19 protein-coding genes are annotated in these 20,052 nt (G+C 65.3%); 16 read left to right on the plus strand and 3 right to left on the minus strand.

All coding sequences use genetic code 11. The features are described from left to right. Position 1: 1 nt before the first annotated feature. The 5 genes from mltG to aroB are packed head-to-tail and all read left to right on the plus strand — an operon-like array spanning position 2 to position 5,142. The gene (mltG, locus tag CXY80_RS17020) at positions 2-1,390 is read left to right on the plus strand and encodes an endolytic transglycosylase MltG (protein WP_104133164.1); all 1,389 of its coding nucleotides are present in this window, start codon (positions 2-4) and stop codon (positions 1,388-1,390) included. Further along, positions 1,383-2,291 carry a shikimate dehydrogenase gene (locus CXY80_RS17025; RefSeq protein ID WP_104133165.1) on the plus strand — a complete coding sequence of 303 codons (909 nt, stop codon included), beginning with the start codon at positions 1,383-1,385 and terminating at the stop codon, positions 2,289-2,291. The genes mltG and CXY80_RS17025 overlap by 8 nt, the downstream gene beginning before the upstream one ends. Before the next feature lie 5 nt (positions 2,292-2,296). Continuing rightward, positions 2,297-3,505 (plus strand): chorismate synthase, encoded by a 1,209-nt coding sequence (gene aroC / locus CXY80_RS17030; RefSeq protein WP_092449103.1) that lies wholly within the window; start codon positions 2,297-2,299, stop codon positions 3,503-3,505. 7 nt (positions 3,506-3,512) lie between these two features. Next, positions 3,513-4,034, plus strand: coding sequence for a shikimate kinase (locus tag CXY80_RS17035; protein WP_199182285.1), 522 nt, complete (start codon positions 3,513-3,515; stop codon positions 4,032-4,034). Positions 4,035-4,053: 19 nt separating this feature from the next. After that, positions 4,054-5,142 (plus strand): 3-dehydroquinate synthase, encoded by a 1,089-nt coding sequence (aroB, locus tag CXY80_RS17040; RefSeq protein ID WP_092449101.1) that lies wholly within the window; start codon positions 4,054-4,056, stop codon positions 5,140-5,142. 3 nt (positions 5,143-5,145) lie between these two features. Here aroB and CXY80_RS17045 read toward each other — a convergent pair whose 3' ends face one another. The 3 genes from CXY80_RS17045 to CXY80_RS17055 form a co-directional block, all read right to left on the minus strand. Next, the gene (locus tag CXY80_RS17045) at positions 5,146-5,625 is read right to left on the minus strand and encodes a DUF779 domain-containing protein (RefSeq protein ID WP_104133166.1); all 480 of its coding nucleotides are present in this window, start codon (positions 5,623-5,625) and stop codon (positions 5,146-5,148) included. A gap of 142 nt (positions 5,626-5,767) precedes the next feature. Further along, positions 5,768-7,291 (minus strand): aldehyde dehydrogenase family protein, encoded by a 1,524-nt coding sequence (locus tag CXY80_RS17050; RefSeq protein ID WP_092449099.1) that lies wholly within the window; start codon positions 7,289-7,291, stop codon positions 5,768-5,770. 58 nt (positions 7,292-7,349) lie between these two features. Next, on the minus strand, positions 7,350-8,702 hold the full coding sequence (locus tag CXY80_RS17055) for a GAF domain-containing protein (protein WP_233195436.1): 1,353 nt from the start codon (positions 8,700-8,702) through the stop codon (positions 7,350-7,352). Between the two features lie 295 nt (positions 8,703-8,997). On the opposite strand from CXY80_RS17055, the gene CXY80_RS17060 reads away from it, so the two are divergent. The 11 genes from CXY80_RS17060 to carB all read left to right on the plus strand — a co-directional run bounded on the left by CXY80_RS17060 (position 8,998) and on the right by carB (position 20,041). Then, entirely contained in the window at positions 8,998-9,402 is a 405-nt protein-coding gene (locus CXY80_RS17060) for a hypothetical protein (RefSeq protein WP_134441007.1), read from the plus strand. Between the two features lie 9 nt (positions 9,403-9,411). Continuing rightward, a complete protein-coding gene (locus CXY80_RS17065) occupies positions 9,412-9,846 on the plus strand; it encodes a type II 3-dehydroquinate dehydratase (protein ID WP_092449097.1) in 435 nt (144 codons plus the stop codon). A gap of 228 nt (positions 9,847-10,074) precedes the next feature. Then, entirely contained in the window at positions 10,075-10,638 is a 564-nt protein-coding gene (gene efp, locus CXY80_RS17075; protein ID WP_092107753.1) for an elongation factor P, read from the plus strand. After that, positions 10,635-11,054, plus strand: coding sequence for a transcription antitermination factor NusB (gene nusB / locus CXY80_RS17080; protein WP_092107754.1), 420 nt, complete (start codon positions 10,635-10,637; stop codon positions 11,052-11,054). The genes efp and nusB overlap by 4 nt, the downstream gene beginning before the upstream one ends. Positions 11,055-11,103: 49 nt before the next feature. After that, positions 11,104-12,042 carry a thioredoxin domain-containing protein gene (locus tag CXY80_RS17085; RefSeq protein ID WP_158251696.1) on the plus strand — a complete coding sequence of 313 codons (939 nt, stop codon included), beginning with the start codon at positions 11,104-11,106 and terminating at the stop codon, positions 12,040-12,042. Between the two features lie 105 nt (positions 12,043-12,147). Then, entirely contained in the window at positions 12,148-12,690 is a 543-nt protein-coding gene (gene pyrR / locus CXY80_RS17090) for a bifunctional pyr operon transcriptional regulator/uracil phosphoribosyltransferase PyrR (RefSeq protein WP_104133169.1), read from the plus strand. Continuing rightward, positions 12,687-13,649, plus strand: coding sequence for an aspartate carbamoyltransferase catalytic subunit (locus CXY80_RS17095; RefSeq protein WP_092449093.1), 963 nt, complete (start codon positions 12,687-12,689; stop codon positions 13,647-13,649). Before pyrR ends, CXY80_RS17095 begins: the two co-directional genes overlap by 4 nt. Before the next feature lie 4 nt (positions 13,650-13,653). Beyond that, the gene (locus CXY80_RS17100) at positions 13,654-15,006 is read left to right on the plus strand and encodes a dihydroorotase (RefSeq protein ID WP_092449187.1); all 1,353 of its coding nucleotides are present in this window, start codon (positions 13,654-13,656) and stop codon (positions 15,004-15,006) included. Next, positions 14,999-15,532, plus strand: a complete 534-nt coding sequence (locus tag CXY80_RS17105; RefSeq protein ID WP_104133170.1) for a hypothetical protein — start codon at positions 14,999-15,001, stop codon at positions 15,530-15,532. The genes CXY80_RS17100 and CXY80_RS17105 overlap by 8 nt, the downstream gene beginning before the upstream one ends. Positions 15,533-15,620: 88 nt before the next feature. Beyond that, the gene (gene carA, locus CXY80_RS17110; protein ID WP_104133207.1) at positions 15,621-16,754 is read left to right on the plus strand and encodes a glutamine-hydrolyzing carbamoyl-phosphate synthase small subunit; all 1,134 of its coding nucleotides are present in this window, start codon (positions 15,621-15,623) and stop codon (positions 16,752-16,754) included. Further along, a complete protein-coding gene (carB, locus tag CXY80_RS17115) occupies positions 16,754-20,041 on the plus strand; it encodes a carbamoyl-phosphate synthase large subunit (RefSeq protein ID WP_104133171.1) in 3,288 nt (1,095 codons plus the stop codon). Before carA ends, carB begins: the two co-directional genes overlap by 1 nt. Positions 20,042-20,052: the final 11 nt, after the last annotated feature.

Genomic DNA, 20,052 nt, shown 5'->3' on the forward strand with positions numbered 1-20,052 from the left:
CGTGCCCAGTACCCCGGAAGAGCCCCTGCCGAGCCGACGCCAGTTACGCGCGCAACAGGCCGCGGCGGAGCAGTCCGCCGCGGAACAGGGCGCGACGGAGCGAACTGGCTCCGAGCAATTCGGAGCCGAGCCGGCAGCAGCGTCCGGGGGGACGGCATCCGTTCAACCGCCGTTGCTGCCGCGAGAAACGGCCGAGTCGGCAGAACCGGGCGATGATGCCGTCGCGTTCCTGACGGCGAGCGACGTCGGCGGCTCCGGTCGGGGACGCACGAACCGTCGCTCACTGCTGGCGGACGAACCGCCGCGGGAGAAGAGGAGCTACAAGGGAGCCTGGGGCTGTCTGATCGTCTTTGTCGTTCTTGCCGCTCTCGTGGCCGGAGTTGCGCTGTTTCTGCAGGGACCCATCTCCCAGATCATTGCTGCCACGCAGGGGCCGGCCGACTTCACCGCGGAGGAAGCGGCGACCGGCGAAGACGTGATCGTCATGATTCACGACGGCAACGGTGGCTCGGAGATCGCCGCGACACTCGTCGAAGAGGGCGTGGTCAAGAGCTTTGATGCGTTCTATTCCATCCTGTTGCAGACGGCCCCGGAGCCGGTGTTTCAGCCCGGTGCGTACCAGCTCAAGACGAAGATGGTCGCGAGCACTGCGCTGGACGCCCTGCTCGATGAGGACACTCGACTGAACCAGACCGTTATCGTGCCTGAGGGGACCGCGGCCGTTGACGTGCTGGCGTCGATCTCCGAGGGAACCGACATTCCCCTGGCGGACCTGCAGGCCGCGGCCGCCAATGTGGCCCAGTTCGGCCTGCCCGCCGAAGCGACCACCCTTGAGGGTTTTCTCTTTCCCGCGACGTACACCTTCTCGCCGGAGGCCACCGCCGCCGTCGCGTTGCAGACCATGGTCAACCGGCAGTATGAGGCCCTCGATGCGGCCGGTGTCGCCGTCGCAGACCGCTGGTCGACGATCGTGTTCGCCTCGTTGATCCAGCGTGAAGCCGGCCTGCGTGATGACTATTACAAGGTGTCGCGGGTGTTTCAGAACCGGCTCGACCCGGCCCAATGGGACAGCGGCCTGCTGCAATCGGACGCGACCGTCGCCTATGGCACGGGCAAAACCCACCTGGTCACCACGACCGACGCCGAACGTGCCGATGCCGGCAACCTATACAACACCTATGTGCACCCCGGCATGGTCGTCGGCCCGATCTCGAATCCCGGTGACCTCGCGATCGATGCGGCCCTGCACCCGGTCGACGGATCCTGGCTGTTCTTTGTGACGATCAACCTCGACTCCGGTGAGACGGCTTTTTCCACCACGGTCAAGGAACACGATGCTGCCGTTATCGTTTGGCAGAACTGGATGAGGGAGCACCCCGAATATGGTTGATCTGACGCTAAATGGGGCCCCATCAAACAGGCTCGCGGTGCTCGGCTCGCCGATCAAGCATTCCCGTTCGCCGTTGCTGCACCGGGCCGCCTACCGGCAGCTGGGACTCGACTGGTCCTACGATGCTGTTGAGGTGAAGGCCGGTTCGCTCGCCATGTTTCTGAGCTCCATCGGGCCGGACTGGCGTGGTCTTTCGCTCACCATGCCGCTCAAACACGAGGTGCTTCCGTTCATCGACGACTGCGACCGGGTGGCACGGCTGACCGGATCCGTCAATACCGTGCTGCTGCGCCAGGTGGCCGGGCGCGGCACCCTCACCGGCTATAACACGGATGTCGCTGGTCTGGTGCGTGCGTTGGCCGAGGGCGGCGTCACCCGGGCGAAGCACGTGACCCTGCTCGGAGCCGGCGCGACGGCGGCATCCGCTCTGATGGCCGCCGCGGAACTCGGTGCTGAGTTCGTCAGCGTGCTCGTGCGCGACCTGCCGAAGGCGCAGCCGCTCGTTGAACTCGGTCGGTCGCTCGGAGTCGTCGTCGACCTCAGTGATTTCAGCGGGTCTGGCGGCAACGGAAGCGACCTCGTGATCAGCACTCTGCCCGGCGGGACGGTGCTGCCGACCCCGCTGCCGCTCGAACTGCGCGAGCGTGCGACGCTGTTCGACGTTGCCTACTCACCGTGGCCAAGCGGGGTGGCACGCGAGTGGGAATCGGCCGGCGGAACTGTGCTGAACGGCCTCGGCATGTTGCTGCACCAGGCGCTCATCCAGGTGCGGGTGTTCGTGACCGCTGACCCCTTCGAACCACTCCCCGGCGAGCCGGACGTGCTCGCCGCCATGCGTAGTGCCCTGACCCGCGACGCAGCCCCCGGTGACACTGGCTCGCACGATGCTGTGGAAAGATAGGAACTATGCTTCGTTGGCTCACCGCCGGAGAATCCCACGGCCCCGAACTCATCGCTATTGTCGAGGGTTTGCCCGCAGGGATCCCGGTCTCCCTTGATTCGATCCGCCTCGATCTCGCGCGCCGCAAACTCGGCTACGGCCGGGGCGCGCGCATGAAATTCGAAGAAGACGAGCTCACCCTCTCCGGCGGCGTTCGGCATGGCCTCACCCTCGGCGGCCCGGTCGCACTGCGCATTGGCAACTCCGAATGGCCCAAATGGGTCGATGTGATGAGTGCCGCCCCGGTCGACCCGGCCACCCTGACGCGTGGCCGCGGGGCACCATTGACCAGGCCCCGCCCGGGTCACGCCGACCTCGCCGGCATGCAGAAGTACGGTTTCGACGAGGCGCGCCCCGTGCTGGAGCGCGCGAGTGCCCGCGAGACCGCCGCCCGCGTCGCGCTCGGCGCCGTCGCACGCTCATTCCTGAACGAACTCGGAATCCACCTGGTCAGCCACACCATCGCCATCGGGCCGGTCCGCGTGCCCGACGGCGCGCCGCTTCCTGAGCCTGAGGACGTCGACACGCTCGATTCTGATCTGCTGCGCTGTTTCGACGCCGCGACATCCGCTTTGATGGTGGCTGAAGTGGATGCTGCCCATCACGACGGCGACACCCTCGGCGGCGTCGTCGAGGTGCTCGCCTACAATCTTCCCCCCGGGCTTGGCTCCTTCGTGCACTGGGATCGTCGGTTGGATTCCCAGCTGGCCGCCGCGCTCATGGGGATCCAGGCGATCAAGGGGGTCGAGGTCGGCGACGGCTTCGAGACCACGCGCCGCCGCGGCTCCGAGGCACACGACGAACTCGTACAAGCGGATGGCGCCATTCAGCGAGTCAGCGACAAGGCCGGCGGAACCGAGGGCGGCATGAGTACCGGAACCGTGCTGCGCGTGCGGGCCGGCATGAAGCCGATCGCGACCATTCCGCGGGCGCTGCGCACCGTCGATGTCGCCACGAGCGAGCCGGCCCCGGCGCACCACCAACGCTCCGACGTCTGTGCGGTTCCGGCGGCCGGCGTTGTGGCCGAGGCCATGGTGGCGCTCGTGCTCGCGAACTCGGTGCTGGAGAAGTTCGGCGGCGACTCGATCGGGGAGACCCGGCGCAACCTGGAGTCGTACCTCGCCAACATTCCGGCGAACCTGCGCACGGGCGCGTCGAGCGACGCGTCGCTCTAGACCTGCGATGCTGACTCTGCGGAACGCCTTGTTGCCGATCGTGTTCATCGGTCCGATGGCCGCCGGCAAGACCAGGATCGGTCGACGTGTGGCGCGCGACCTGAATTTGCCGTTTATCGACACCGACAAGCGCATCGTCGAAAGTTACGGTCCGATTCCGGAGATCTTCGCGCGTGAGGGCGAAGAGTACTTTCGCATCGTCGAACGTGAAGCGGTGGACTGGGCCCTCGGCGAGCCGGCCGTCATCTCCCTCGGCGGGGGAGCAGTGCTGCACTCCGAGACGCAGGCCGACCTCGAATCCGCGACCGTGGTGTACCTCAGCGTGACCACCGCGGCCGTCGAGGCCCGCCTCGGCGGCAGCAAACGGCCTCTCCTGGCCGGCGGTATCGGCGACTGGGAACGCATCTATAACCAGCGCCGCCCCATCTATGAGGCCCTGGCGACGATTCGCCTGGACACCTCCAACCGACCGATCACCGGAATCGCCGATGAGATCGTAAATTGGGTACAAGAAAGAAATGATGATTGAGAAGTCAGGGACAACACAGATGACCGAACAGACCAGTACCACCGTGATCACCGTGACCGGGGTCGACAGCTATCCGGTCAGCGTGGGGCGTGGCCTGGTCAACACCGTCGCCGAGCAGCTCGGCACCGGTGTCAACAAGGTGCTCATCGTGCACACCTCGACCGTCGGCGCCCGCGCGGTCGCCCTGCGTGACAGCCTGCTCGAAACCTACGCCGAGGTTTTGCTGGCCGAAATTCCCGACGCCGAAGCGGCCAAGCGGGTTGAGGTTGCCGCGTTCTGCTGGGGCGTCATGGGCCAGTCCGACTTCAGCCGCACCGACGCCGTGATCGGCCTCGGCGGTGGCGCAGTGACCGACCTCGCCGGATTCGTGGCCGCTACCTGGCTGCGTGGCGTGAAGCTCGTGCAGATTCCCACGAGCGTACTCGGCATGGTCGACGCGGCCGTCGGCGGCAAGAACGGCATCAATACCGCCGAGGGCAAGAACCTCGTCGGCACCTTCTACGCGCCTGCCGCCGTATTGTGCGACCTCGACCTGCTCGACGCCCTGCCGAAAAACGAGATCCTCGCGGGCTTCGCCGAAATCGTCAAGGCCGGCTTCATCCAGGTTCCCGAAATTCTCGACATCATCGAAGCGGATGTCGAGCGCGCCACCGACCCGACCACTCCCGAATTTCGCCGGCTGATCGAACTGTCGATTGCCATGAAGGCGCGCATCGTGGGGGAGGACTTCAAGGAAGCCGGCCTCCGCGAGATCCTCAACTACGGTCACACCCTCGGCCACGCCGTCGAGCACGCCGAACGCTATGGCTGGCGCCACGGCGCGGCCATCGCCGTCGGCATGATGTTCGCTGCGGAACTGGCCGCGCTCAGCGGACGGCTGTCGGTGGAGGTCGTCGACCGGCACCGCAGCATCCTGGAATCGCTGACCCTGCCGACCGGTTACCCGGTCGGACGCTGGCCCACCCTGCTGGCCACCATGCAGCGCGACAAGAAAACCCGCAGCGGGATGTTGCGCTTCGTGGTCCTCGACGATGTGGGCAAGCCCACCATCCTCGAAGGCCCGGACGCCTCGTTGCTGTTCAGCGCCTACCAGGCGATCGGGCAGTAGCCGTTACGCCGGGATTGTCGCCTGCGCGGGCGGGGCTTCGGCATCCGCTTCGATCTGGTCAGTGCCGGCAAACGGGGTCATCGTGGTCATGAGCTCGGAACGGATCAGAAAGCGCACGCCGCGCGGGGCCTCTGCACTGAAGCCGCTGCCGCGGCCGGGCACCACGTCGACCGTGAGAAAGGTGTGGCTCCAGTAGCTGAACTGTTCGGCTGACATCCAGAAGTCGAGCGGCTGGGCGGGGTCGCCGGCCGGAGCGAGATCGAATTGGCCGAGCCGCACGTCCTGGTCGGAGGTGATGAACTCGTCGGCCATGAATAGCATCGGCGAACTGCCGTCGCAGCAGCCACCGGACTGGTGGAACATGAGCGGGCCGTGTTCCTCCCAGAGGCTGCGGAGCAGGTCAACGGCGACGGGTGTGAGCTCGACGCGGGGAACGGTTTCGCCGGCGATCGTGACCGACGCGGTTATTGTGGTAGTCGACATTGACGGGACTTTCTGCTCATGGCGGACCCTTCTACTGCTGAAGGGGGGCTGCCTACGACGTTACGTCGTCGACAGCCCCCGGGCCAGACCTTCAGCGAACTCCCACCGAACGGGTGGGAATCCTCTGGTCTGACGGTTCGGTTTAGAAGAAGCCGAGCTTGTTCTCGGAGTACGACACGAGCAGGTTTTTGGTCTGCTGGTAGTGACCGAGGGCGAGTTTGTTGTTTTCGCGGCCGATTCCTGAGCTCTTGTAGCCTCCGAAAGCGGCACCGGCCGGATAGGCGTGATAGTTGTTGACCCAGACGCGACCGGCCTGGATATCACGGCCAGCCCGGTAGGCGACGTTGCCGTTGCGCGACCAGACCCCGGCACCGAGACCATAGATGGTGTCGTTGGCGATCGAGATGGCATCCTCGTAGTCGGTGAAGCTCGTCACGGCGAGCACCGGTCCGAAGATCTCCTCCTGGAACAGGCGCATCTTGTTGTGGCCCTCGAAGATGGTCGGCTGCACGTAGTAGCCGTCGGTGAGGTCGCCGCCGAGGTCGGCACGTTCGCCACCGAGGGCCAGCTTGGCACCCTCCTTGGTTCCGATGTCGATGTAGGAGAGGATCTTCTCAAGCTGGTCGTTGCTGGCCTGCGCGCCCATCTGGGTGTCGGTGTCGAGCGGGTTGCCCTGAATGATCTTCTTAGCGCGGGTGACAGCGTCGCCGAGGAAACTGTCGTAGATCGGCTTCTGCAGCAGGGCGCGGCTTGGGGCCGTGCAGACCTCGCCCTGGTTGAAGGCGAAGAGCACGAAGCCTTCCTGGGCCTTGTCGTAGAAGGCATCCTTCTCCTGCGCAACATCGCTGAAGAATATGTTCGGGCTCTTGCCGCCGAGCTCAACGGTCGACGGAATGATGTTGGCCGAGGCGTATTGCAAAATGAGGCGACCGGTCGTGGTCTCACCGGTGAAGGCGATCTTGCGGATACGGTTGCTCGAGGCGAGCGGCTTGCCAGCCTCCAGGCCGAAACCGTTGACGACGTTGACAACGCCCGGGGGGAGAATATCGCCGATGAGTTCCAGCAGCACGAGGATCGAGACCGGGGTCTGCTCGGCGGGCTTGAGGACGACGGCGTTGCCGGCGGCGAGGGCCGGGGCGAGCTTCCAGACGGCCATCAGGATGGGGAAGTTCCAGGGGATGATCTGGCCGACGACGCCGAGCGGTTCGTGGAACTGGTACGAGACGGTGTCGCCGTCGAGCTGGGCGTGGTCGCCGTCCTGGGCGCGGATCGCCGAGGCGAAGTAACGGAAGTGGTCGGCGGCGAGGGGGATGTCGGCGTTGATGGTCTCGCGCACGGCCTTGCCGTTGTCCCAGGTCTCGGCGACGGCGAGCATTTCGGTGTTGGCGTCGATGATGTCCGCGATCTTGTTCAGCACGGCTGCGCGCTCGGCGGGGCTGGTCTTGCCCCAGGCCGGTGCGGCCTTGTGCGCGGCGTCGAGGGCCAGCTCGATGTCTTCGGCCGTTCCGCGAGCGACCTCGGCGAACGGCTTGCCGGTGACGGGGGTGATGTCTTCGAAGTACTGGCCCTTGACCGGGGCGACCCATTCGCCGCCGATCCAGTTCTCGTACCGCGACTTAAAGGTAACTTTGGAGCCGGGTGTTCCGGGGACTGCATAGACGGTCATGTCACTCCTATATATCGACGACGGTGTCGGGCTCGCAATGCTGCGGCCTGCTTCGACTCTAGGAGCGGGAACGTTGCAGAATGTTGCGATGCCCGCCGATTTCGTCTTCAATGCGCGCCAGGTGCGCCACGACCATTGCGCGTTTGGGTGAACGGGCCGGGAGCAGCTCCAGGCAGGCACGCCACACCTCGGTGTCCCAGGTGGCCGCTTCGGTGCGCGCGTAGCTGAGCAGCAGGTCGACCGACGCATCGGCGAGCATGGCTTCGCGCAGCCGGCTGCTCACTTCCTGGCGAATTTCGACGATACCGGGCGCTGACGATGCCGGCAGCACAGCTCCGCGGTAGGCGCCGAGGGCGACGCGGTGGGCGCCGCGCTCGAGGAAGGCCAGCACGCGTTGGGCATCGAGTTCGAGTTTGGACTCCAACCGATACGGGCGGGACGTGATCGTGATGGGGAAGTCGAGGAGCGCGAGTACCTTCCGTACCCGCACCATTTCGGCGCGCAGCGTCTCCACCGCAGTGTCCTGGTCCGAGAGAAAGCTGGCCAGGCGATCGGCGGAAAGTCCTTCGCGGTGCCAGGCCAGGAGCGTGAGAATCTCGGTGTGGCGGGGCGAGACATCCACTGTGCTGGTGCCGCAGTGCAGCTGGCCGTGATCGGTGCCGAGAACGCTCAGGCCGGCCGGCGCCAGTCGCGGCACGCTCACCGACACCGATGCCCGCGACCGCGGGGCGGGCGGTGGATCGGCCGGTTGGTCGAGGCGTTGGATGCGCAGCTCCGCTTCCATCGCGGCGACGGCCGCCTCGACCAGAGGGAGGGTCTGTGGTGCGACAGCCTGGTCGCCGCCGGTGATGTCGATGACCCCCAGGATCTTGCCGGTGTCCGGGTCGTGAATGGGCACCGCAGTGCAGCTCCACGGGTGCGCCAGAGCGTTGAAGTGTTCAGCGCGCCGAATCTGGATTCCGCGGTCGAGGGCGAGTGCCGTTCCCGGTGCGCTCGTGCCGACCCGGCTCTCCGACCAGTCGGCGCCCTCGACGAAGAGCATCTCCTCAACCCGACGGCGCAGCACTCGATCGCCGTCGATCCAGAGCAGCCGACCGGATTCGTCACCGATGGCAACGATCAGCTCGGCGTCGATGGCGTGGCGGATGAGCAGGTTGTGCACGACGGGTAGCACTGCGGCGAGCGGATGCTGATTGCGCAGGTCGCGCAGTTCGCTGTCGGTCAGCGTCCGCTCAGGAGCCACACTCGACGGGTCGAGGCTCAGCGACAGCGAACGCTGCCAGGAGTCCTGCACGAGCTGGCGCACGCCGGTTTGAAAGACCCGATCGGTGATGGCGGATTCGTGGGCCCGCTCCAGGGCGACAATGCTCTCCCGCGCATCGCCGGTCGGGACCGACGACGAACTCTTCAAGCCGTATCCCATGAGCGTCTGCCTCCGTTAGCAGTGGACGGGTTCGTGCTGCCGAGACCGGCGTCGATGCCAGTCTAGGGTAGCTGCCAGAGATTTCCCGGAGTGCTGGGCAGTCTCTGCCCTTTTGGAGTCTGAACGACGGTTGTTCGATTCGCCGACAGGCGCGAGGTCTACGAATTTGCCACGGGAGCGACGGCCCCGATCTCGTCGCCGGAAGATATCCACAGGCGAGGAGTGGCACATATTTTCTGTGCATTACCTCGGTGCAGGCGGATGCCCCGCCCATTCTGGGCGCATGACAATGACAACGAAACTCGAAGACGCCCCGCCCGTGACCACACTGCAGGAGGCCCGCACGCGAGTCTTCGACTTGGTCGGTCACGCCATCCGGCCGCAGCTCTGGCTCATGTTGCTCGATCCGTATGGCCAGCAGTTGTCCGTGCTAATCCCGATTGACGGCATTCCGGTGCGGCCCGAGCCCGGGTCAACCCAGCCCTTCGCCGTGCGCATCAACGACATGCTCGCCCAGGAGGCCCCTGGCGGCAGCATCATTCTGACTCTGGAGCGGCCGGGCTCCGCCGCCCTGACCGCACCGGACCAGGCCTGGGCCGCCGAATTGACCCAGTCCTTCGGGAAGCTCATGCGCATCACGGGCCTGTTCGTCGCGCACGACGACGGAGTCGCGGTTCTCACACCCTAGGCTGAGGCGATGAATACAGTGCTGGTTCTGAACGGTCCGAACCTCGGGCGCCTGGGCAGTCGTGAACCCGATGTCTATGGGTCGGCCAACCTGGACGATCTGCGTGCGCTGCTCGTCGCATCCGCTCGTGATGGAGTCGTGATTGACCTGCGGCAGACCGACGACGAGGCCGAACTCATCCACTGGCTGTATGAGGCCGTCGATGAGCGGATGCCGGTGATCCTGAATCCCGCCGCGTTTACCCACTACAGCTACGCCCTGCGGGATGCCGCGGCCCTCGTGACCAAGGCCGGCCTGCCGCTGATCGAGGTGCACATCTCGAACCCGCACGCGCGCGAGACGTTTCGCCACACCAGCGTCGTGAGCGCCATCGCGACCGGCGTGATCGCGGGCCTCGGCTTCGACTCGTATCGCCTGGCGCTCGACTTCGTCACCCAGCCGTAATCGACAATTGCTCGGCATTGCTTTTGGAGCCTGTGCCTCTGAAACCCGTGCCTCTGAAACCCGTGCCTCTGAAACCCGTGCCTCTGAAACCCGTGCCTCTGAAACCCGTGCCTCTGAAACCCGTGCCTCTGGAGCCTGCGCCTTTGAAACCTGTGGCTTGGACACGTAGACTCGATAAGGTGCCATTTGCACCCGCGCACCTTATCAATTGAACGGAACACCCCTCCCATGGCTTCTACCGCTGATATCAGAAACGGCGTCGTACTCAACATGGATGGCCAGCTTTGGGCCGTCGTCGAGTTTCAGCACGTCAAGCCGGGCAAGGGTGGCGCCTTCGTTCGCACCAAGATGAAGAACGTCGTCTCGGGCAAGACCGTTGACCGCACGTTCAACGCCGGCGCGAAGATCGAGACCGAAAACGTCGATCGCCGCGACTTTCAGTACCTCTACAACGACGGCGACGCCTACGTTTTCATGGATGTGGCCGACTACGACCAGATCACCGTCTCCGCCGCCGTCGTCGGCGATGCGAGCAACTTCATGCTCGAAAACCAGGCCGTGACCGTGGCGCTGCACAACGGCAACCCGCTCTATGTCGAGCTGCCGGCATCCGTTACCCTCGAAATCACCTACACCGAGCCGGGCCTGCAGGGCGACCGTTCCACCGGCGGCACCAAGCCGGCTACCGTGGAGACCGGCTACCAGATTCAGGTTCCGCTGTTCCTCGAGCAGGGCACCAAGGTCAAGGTCGACACCCGCACCGGCGACTACCTCGGTCGCGTCAACGAATGAGCGCTCGTACCAAGGCCCGCAAGCGCGCCATCGACATTCTGTATGCCGCCGATGTGCGTCAGATCAGCATTCCGGAGTCGCTTGCAACCGAGGCCGAGCGTGCCGCGAGCGAGCCGGCACGTCTCGCTTCCTGGCTGTACGCCCGTGAGCTCGTCGATGGGGTCGTCGACCACCGCGAAGAGATCGATGAACTGATCGAAACGTACTCGCAGGGCTGGTCCCTCGCGCGCATGCCCAACATTGATCGCGCCATTCTGCGCATCGGAATCTGGGAGATTCTGTACAACGACGCCGTTCCGCACGCCGTCGCGATCGATGAGGCCGTTGAAGCGGCGAAAATTCTCTCAACGGATGACTCGGCCGGGTTTGTCAACGGATTGCTCGGCAAGATCGCTCAGACCGCTCCGTCGGCCTAACTCGGCGAATCGCCGCTTCCAGCGCGCACCGTCAACGAAGGGCACGAAGATGACCAGCACCGGACAAGGCGCCCAGCCGAACCGGCCGAACCCTTACGCACCGCCGGCCGAGCCGATAAACCCCTTTGCGATGGCGCCGAAGACCAACACCATGGCGATCGTGTCGTTCGTCTCGTCATTGGTGATCGGGCTCGTCGGCATCATCACGGGTCACATCGCCCTCGGGCAGATTCGAGCTCGCGGTGAGGTCGGCCGCGGTTTCGCCCTGGCCGGCCTCATCATCGGGTACGTCAGCACCGCGGTGTTCGTGATCCTGGTGGCACTCGCGGTCATCTTCGCATCCGCTCTCGCAGCATTTCTGGTGAACGTCGGATCCAACGCGGGCTCGTCCAGCTCGTCGTCAGCTCCGCTGCCGACCGGTGAGCTGGGCGCCGCCAACTTCGATGGCGGCTATCTCGAATTCGGTGCCGGTCCGGTCATTATCGACGAATACATCGATCCGATGTGCCCGTTCTGCGCCCAGTTCGAGCAGACCAATGGGGAGCTGCTTCTAGCCGGCGTCGAGAGCGGCGTCATCACCCTGCGCGTGCACTCATTGGCCTTTCTGGACAGCAAATCGCAGGGCACGAACTACTCGAGTCGGGCTTCGGCGGCCCTGACCTGCCAGGCCACGCTCAACCCCGGCGAGACCCTCGATTTTCTGTCGGAGCTGTTCGCGAACCAGCCGCTCGAGAACACCCCTGGCTTGAGCGACGCCGAGCTCGCCGACCTGGCTGGGGGTGATGCGAGCATCACCGACTGTGTTCAAAGCGGGGACTATCAGGCCTGGTCGCAGCAGAACACCGAGTCCGCACTGACCGGTCCGATCGCGGGAGCCGAGATCGAGGCCGTATCCGGCACCCCGACCGTGCTTGTTGACGGCGCGCAATATCGGGGCAGCCTCACCAATCAGGCCGAATTCTCCGCCTTCGTCGCCGGCGCCTTCTAGCTGCCTCGCACTCCAGACAGACTTCCGGCTCGGGAACGGCTAAGCTAATCCCATTCAGACATCCTTTAATGATCCGTCCTGTGAGACGGGGAAGGAGGTCGGCATTTGGCGCACATTGTGCTCACTCAGGCTGACATCACCCGCGCGTTGACTCGAATCTCCCACGAGATCCTGGAGTCCAATCGGGGCCCGGACAACCTCGTCATCCTCGGCATTCCGACCCGCGGCGTCATTCTGGCCCACCGGATTGCCGAGATCATCCAGCGGATCGAACCGGCCGCGAACCCGGTGCGGGTCGGTTCCCTGGACGTGACGCTGTACCGCGATGACCTCGCGCACGGCCGCACGCGCACCCCCTCGCGCACCCAGATCCCCGGCAGCATCAACGGCGCCACGGTGGTCCTCGTCGACGACGTGCTCTACTCGGGGCGCACCATCCGCAGTGCTCTGGATGCGCTCGGCGACCACGGCCGCCCGAACATCGTGCGGCTGGCCGTGCTCGTCGACCGCGGCCACCGCGAACTGCCGATCCGCGCTGATTTCGTCGGTCGCAACCTGCCCACGGCTGCCGACGAGCGCATCAACGTACACATCGACGAGGTTGACGGCGACGAATTCGTCTCCATCGATGGGCGGAGTGAGCAATGAGGCATCTGCTCTCGACCAAGGACCTCGCCCGCGATGAGGTCATCAACCTGCTCGACATTGCCGAGGACATGGCGGATGTCGGCCAGCGTGAGGTCAAAAAACTCCCGACCCTGCGCGGCAAGACCGTCGTCAACCTGTTCTTCGAAGACTCCACCCGCACCCGCATCTCGTTCGAGGCCGCCGCGAAGCGGCTCAGCGCCGATGTGATCAACTTCAGCGCCAAGGGATCCAGCGTCTCCAAGGGCGAAAGCCTCAAGGACACCGCGCAGACCCTCGCCGCGATCGGCGCCGACGGCGTTGTCATTCGCCACCCGGCCTCCGGCGCCCCCGCGGTGCTCGCCGCCAGCGGATGGATCGATGCCGGCATCATCAACGCCGGCGATGGTACCCACGAACATCCCACCCAGGCGCTGCTCGACGCCTTCACCATCCGGCGCCGCATTCACGGAGCGGCACCCCGCGGCAAGGGACTCGATGACGTCACCGTCACGATCGTCGGCGACGTGCTGCACTCCCGCGTCGCCCGCTCCAACCTATGGCTGCTCACCACCCTCGGCGCCGAGGTCACGTTCGTCGCCCCGCCGACGCTGCTGCCGAGTGATACCTCGCTCTGGCCCGCCCGATTCAGCTTCGACCTGGACGACGCCATCGATGCCGGCCCGGATGTGGTCATGATGCTGCGCATTCAGACTGAACGGATGAGCGCGGCCTTTTTCCCCAGCACCCGCGAGTACTCCCGGGTCTGGGGGCTGGATGACGCGCGATTCGGTCGGCTCGGTCCGGCTAGCATTGTTATGCACCCCGGTCCGATGAATCGCGGTCTGGAGATCTCATCCGCGGCGGCCGACTCCGCCAACTCGACAGTGCTCGAACAGGTCACCAACGGCGTCTCCGTGCGAATGGCCGCGCTCTACTTGCTCTTATCCGGTGACCGGAAGGAATCGAAGAATGCCGATTGACGGAATGGCCCAACGCTGGCTCATACGCGGGGCGACCCTGCCGGACGGCACGAGCACGGACATCCGTTTGGATGGTGCGCGCATCGCTGAGCTGGGAACCGGACTGTCCCAGAGCGGCGCGAGCGTGATCGACGCCGCCGGCCTGGTAGCGTTGCCCGGCCTCGTCGACCTGCACGCCCACCTGCGTGAACCCGGGTACGAGCACAGCGAAACCGTGCTGAGCGGCAGCCGTGCCGCTGCCCGGGGCGGGTTCACGAGTGTGTTCGCCATGGCCAACACTCTGCCGGCCCAAGACACCGCCGGGGTGGTCGAACAGGTGCTCGCGCTCGGCGAAAGCGCCGGATACGTCGACGTGCAGCCGATTGGCGCGGTCACCGTAGGGCTGGCCGGCAAACAACTCGCCGAACTGGGCGCCATGGCGTCGAGTCGGGCCAGGGTGCGGGTATTTTCCGATGACGGATTCTGCGTCTCGGACCCGCTCCTCATGCGTCGCGCCCTCGAATACGTCAAGTCCTTCGACGGCGTCATCGCGCAGCACTCCCAGGAACCACGACTGACCGAAAAAGCCCAGATGAACGAGGGTGCCCTCTCCGGCGAACTCGGCCTCGTGGGCTGGCCGGCCGTCGCCGAGGAATCGATCATCGCCCGCGACGTACTCTTGGCCGAACACGTCGGCTCCCGCCTGCACGTCTGCCACGTTTCCACCGCCGGCTCCGTCGACGTCATCCGCTGGGCCAAGGCCCGCGGCATCCAGGTGACCGCCGAGGTCACCCCACACCACTTGCTGCTCACCGAAGATCTCGTGCGCGGCTACGACGCCCGATTCAAGGTCAATCCTCCGTTGCGCAGCCGTGAAGACGTCGAAGCGCTGCGAGCCGGACTCGCCGACGGCACGATCGACATCGTCGCGACCGACCACGCTCCGCACCCGGCCGAAAGCAAGGACTGCGAGTGGGATGCCGCTGCCAACGGCATGGTTGGGCTGGAATCAGCCCTGTCGGTCGTGCACGCCGCGGTCGTCGCGAACGGAATGCTCAACTGGTCCGACATCGAACGCGTGCTCTCCCGCACGCCCGCTCAAATCGGCCGGATCACCGGTCAGGGCAAACCGATCGCGGTCGGGTCGCCGGCCGAACTGACCCTGTACGATCCCGCTGCCACCCGCGTCTTCGGTCGCGCCGACCTGTCGGGCACGAGCGTGAACTCGCCGTACCTGTCGATGACGCTGCCCGGCGAGGTGCGGGCGACCTTCCACCGCGGCTACGCCACGGTGCTCGACGGAACTGTGCAGGGCGAAATCGCGCGCAGCAACCTCGAAATAGCCGGCCACGCGCGCGGAGTCCCCACCCATGGATAGGTCCATTCCCGCCATCATTACGGCGCTCTTTCTGCTGGGCGTACTCGTACTGATGTGGCGCAGCTGGCACAAGCGCAGCCAACGTGACCGTACGCTCACCGCCGGTTACCCCCGGCCGGAGGGCGGCGCTGCCGCCGACGTGTTGGCGACCGCCGAGGCCTATTACGTGGCCACTACCCCGCGGGACGCTTCGCTGGAGCGACTGGCCATTCCCGGCCTGGGTTTTCGGGCCCGCGCCGCCCTGACCGTGACCGCGCAGGGCATCACCCTCGACCTAGACGGCAACGCGCCCCTGTACGTGCCCGGCGCCGCCATCGACCAGGTCGGTGCAGCGCAGCTCGCCATCGATCGCGTCGTCGAAACCGACGGGCTGGTTCGCCTGAGCTGGCGCCTGAACACGCCCGGCACCGACCGCCGCGACGTTGACAGCTTCTTCCGCATCATCGACCCGAACGATCGAGCCCGTCTCATCGATTCAATCCGAACCATTACGGCCCCGGCCCATCAAGACGAAAGTGAGGCCTGACGTGCCCGACTCGACCGCACCAGACCAGGCAGAAGCATCCGTTGCACTGACGCCCACCTTCTTGGTTACCGACAAGCCCGGCCCGGCCGTGCTCGTGCTCGAAGACGGCCGCCGATTCGTCGGCCGCAGCTACGGGAGCGAGGGGCAGACGCTCGGCGAGATCGTCTTCGCCACCGGTATGACCGGCTATCAGGAAACCCTGACCGACCCGTCCTACGCCGGTCAGATCGTGCTGATGACCGCCCCGCACGTGGGCAATACCGGGATGAACGACGAAGATATGGAATCCAGGCAGATCTGGGTGGCCGGCTTCATCGTGCGCGAACCCGCTCGGATGGCCTCAAATTTTCGCGCCACCCGCACCCTCGACGATGACCTCGAAGCAAACGGCGTCGTCGGCATCAGCGGCATCGACACCCGTGCGATCACCCGCCACATCCGCTCGGCGGGCGCCATGAAGAGTGGAATCTTCTCGGGCGACCTGTTCGGCCTGTCCGACAGCGAACAGCTCGAACGCGTGCTCGGTGAAGCTGCTATGCGCGGCCGCAACCTGTCGCTCGAGGTCTCGACCGTTGAACCCTTCTCCATTCCCGCACAGGGCGAACGCATCGGCTCCGTCGCGGTGCTCGACCTCGGTGTGAAGACCAGCACCCTGACCTATCTCGCCGAACGGGGCTTCGAGGTGCTCGTCCTTCCGCAGTCGGTCACCGCCGAACACGTTCTGTCGCTGAAACCCTCCGCCCTGTTCTTCTCGAACGGACCCGGCGATCCGGCCGCTTCCGACGCCCACGTGGATCTGCTGCAGGAAGTACTCCGTGCGGGCATTCCCTACTTCGGTATCTGCTTCGGCAACCAGCTACTCGGCCGTGCCCTCGGTTTTCGCACCTATAAGCTGCCGTTCGGGCATCGTGGTATTAACCAGCCGGTTCTCGACAAGACCACCGGGCGGGTCGAGATCACCTCGCAAAACCACGGCTTCGCCGTTGATATGCCGATTGAGGGCGTGCATGACTCTCGCACCGGATTCGGTCGGGTCGAGGTGAGCCACTACAGCCTCAATGACCAAGTGGTCGAGGGCATCCGCTGCCTCGATATCAACGCTTTCTCGGTGCAGTACCACCCGGAGGCCGCCTCCGGCCCACACGACGCCAACCACCTTTTCGATCGATTCAGAGACGTTGTTCTGGCTGCGCAGTCAGCCGTTGCAGGAGAAACCAAATAATGCCCAAGCGCGACGATATCAACAGTGTTCTTGTCATCGGCAGCGGCCCGATCGTTATCGGCCAGGCCTGCGAATTCGACTACTCCGGCACTCAAGCCTGCCGCGTGCTGCGCGAAGAGGGCGTGCGCGTCATCCTGGTCAATTCCAACCCGGCCACCATCATGACCGACCCCGACTTTGCCGACGCGACCTACATCGAACCGATCACGGCCGAAATTCTTGAGACGATCATCGCCAAGGAACGACCGGACGCGATTCTGCCCACCCTGGGCGGGCAGACTGCGCTCAATGCGGCGATCCAGCTGCACGAACGCGGAATCCTCGAAAAGTACGACGTTGAGCTGATCGGCGCGAGCTTCGACGCCATCAACAAGGGCGAAGATCGCATGATCTTCAAGCAGCTCGTGCTCGACGCCGGCGCCGACGTAGCCCGCTCCTTCATCGCCAAGACGGTCGAGGAGGCCGTCGGCTACGCCGAAGACCTCGGCTACCCGCTCGTCGTACGCCCCTCCTTCACCATGGGTGGCCTTGGCTCGGGCTTCGCCCACACCGAGGTGGAACTGCGCCGCATCGTCACCGACGGCCTGCACCACAGCCCGACCACCGAGGTTCTGCTCGAAGAATCCATCCTCGGCTGGAAGGAATACGAGCTCGAAATGATGCGCGACACGGCCGACAACACGGTCGTCGTCTGCTCCATCGAAAACGTCGACCCGGTCGGTGTGCACACCGGCGACTCGATCACCGTCGCCCCCGCGCTGACCCTGACCGACCGCGAGTTCCAGCACCTGCGCGACATCTCAATCGACATCATCCGTGCCGTCGGCGTCGACACCGGCGGCTGCAACATTCAGTTCGCCATCAACCCGGCCGACGGCCGGGTCATCGTCATCGAGATGAACCCGCGCGTCTCGCGCTCGTCCGCCCTGGCCAGCAAGGCGACCGGCTTTCCGATCGCCAAGATCGCAGCGAAGCTGAGCCTCGGCTACCGCCTCGACGAGATTCCCAACGACATCACCGGCGTCACCCCGGCGAGCTTTGAACCGACCCTCGACTACGTCGTGGTCAAGGTGCCGCGCTTCGCGTTTGAGAAGTTCCCGGCTGCCGACCAGCGACTGACCACGACCATGAAGTCGGTCGGTGAGGCGATGGCCATCGGCCGCAGCTTCGCATCCGCTTTGCAGAAGGCCCTTCGCTCGTTGGAGAAGCGCGGATCGAGCTTTCACTGGGGCGAAGAAACCCGTTCTATTGACGAACTGCTCGCCGCCGCCGAGATTCCCACCGACGGCCGCATCGTCACCGTGCAGCAGGCCCTGCGCCGCGGCGCGACGATCGACCAGGTCTTCACCGCGACCAAGATCGACCCGTGGTTCATCGACCAGATCGTGCTGATCAACGAGATCGCCGAGCAGGTCAGGGCTGCCGACCGCCTCGACCGTGACGTGATGATCCTCGCCAAAGACCACGGCTTCTCCGACGCTCAGATCGGCGAGTTGCGCGGTTTCGGCGAAGCGGATGTCCGCACCGTACGTCACATTCTCGGCGTGCGTCCGGTCTTCAAGACCGTTGACACCTGCGCGGGGGAGTTCCCGGCCCTCACGCCGTACCATTACTCCAGCTACGACGATGAGACCGAGGTTGTCGCCAGCGACCGCCGCAAGGTCGTCATTCTCGGCTCCGGGCCGAACCGCATCGGCCAGGGCGTCGAATTCGACTACTCCTGCGTACACGCCTCTTTCGCACTGTCCGAGGCCGGCTACGAGACCATCATGATCAACTGCAACCCGGAGACGGTCTCCACCGATTACGACACGAGCGACCGGCTCTACTTCGAACCGCTCACGCTCGAAGACGTGCTCGAGGTCATCCACGCCGAAAGCCAGAGCGGCGAACTCGTCGGTGTGGTCGTGCAGCTCGGCGGCCAGACCGCCCTGAGCCTGGCCCGCGGCCTTGAAGCGGCCGGTATCCCCATTCTCGGCACCACCCCCGACGCGATCGACCTCGCCGAGGAACGCGGACTGTTCTCGAAGATTCTCGACGACGCCGGCCTGCTCGCGCCGCGCAACGGCACCGCGATCGACTTCGGCGGCGCCGTCGTGGTGGCCGAAGAAATCGGCTACCCGGTACTGGTACGTCCGAGCTACGTCCTCGGCGGCCGCGGCATGGAGATCGTCTATGATTCCCCCTCACTCGCGGACTACTTCACCCGCATGGCCGGGCAGGGAATCATCGGCGCCGGGCATCCGCTTCTGGTCGACCGCTTTCTTGACGACGCAATCGAAATCGACGTCGACGCCATCTATGACGGCCACGAGCTGTACATCGGCGGCGTCATGGAGCACATCGAAGAGGCCGGCATCCACTCCGGGGACTCGAGCTGCACCCTGCCGCCGGTCACCCTCGGTCGGGCCGAAATCGACCGAGTACGCGAAGCCACCCTCGGGATTGCCCGCGGTATAGGCGTGAAGGGCCTGCTCAACGTGCAGTTCGCCATCGGCGCTGGCGTGCTCTACGTACTCGAAGCCAACCCGCGCGCCTCCCGCACAGTGCCGTTCGTGGCCAAGGCCCTCGGCATCACGCTGGCCAAGGCCGCAGCGCTCATTATGGTCGGTTCGACCATCGCCGAACTCAAGGCCGCGGGCAAGCTACCGCTCATCGACGGCTCCCGGGTTCCGATCGAATCGCCGGTTGCTGTGAAGGAAGCCGTGCTGCCGTTCAATCGGTTCCGCACCCCGGAGGGCCTCGTCGTCGACTCGATCCTCGGCCCGGAGATGCGTTCCACCGGCGAGGTCATGGGCATCGACCGTGACTTTCCGCGGGCCTTCGCTAAGAGCCAGCTCGCGGCGTACGGGGGAATCCCGCTCTCCGGTACCGTCTTCGTGTCGGTCTCCGACCGGGACAAGCGCTCGATCATTCTGCCGATGCTACGCCTGCAGCAGCTCGGCTACGACATCGCCGCAACCATCGGCACCGCCGAGGTGCTGCAGCGAAACGGGATCCGTGCGCGCGTGGTGACCAAGTTCAGCGAGAAGGCGGGGGAGGACGACGTCTCAATCGTCGAACTCATTCGCCGCGAAGAGATCCAGATCGTCATCAACACCCCCGGTGGCAGCACCGCCCGGGCCGACGGGTACGAGATTCGCGCCGCCGCCGTGGCCGGAGACCTTCCCCTGTTCACCACGATCGCCGAGCTTAGCGCTGCGGTCGCTTCGATCGATTCGATTCGCGACGGGTTCGAGGTGACCTCCCTTCAGGAATACGCCACGGCCCGCACGGCCCTACTGTGAACGGCGGCCCT

The sequence above is a fragment of the Cryobacterium sp. M91 genome (genome assembly GCF_002929615.1).
Classification (GTDB): Bacteria; Actinomycetota; Actinomycetes; order Actinomycetales; family Microbacteriaceae; genus Cryobacterium; species Cryobacterium levicorallinum.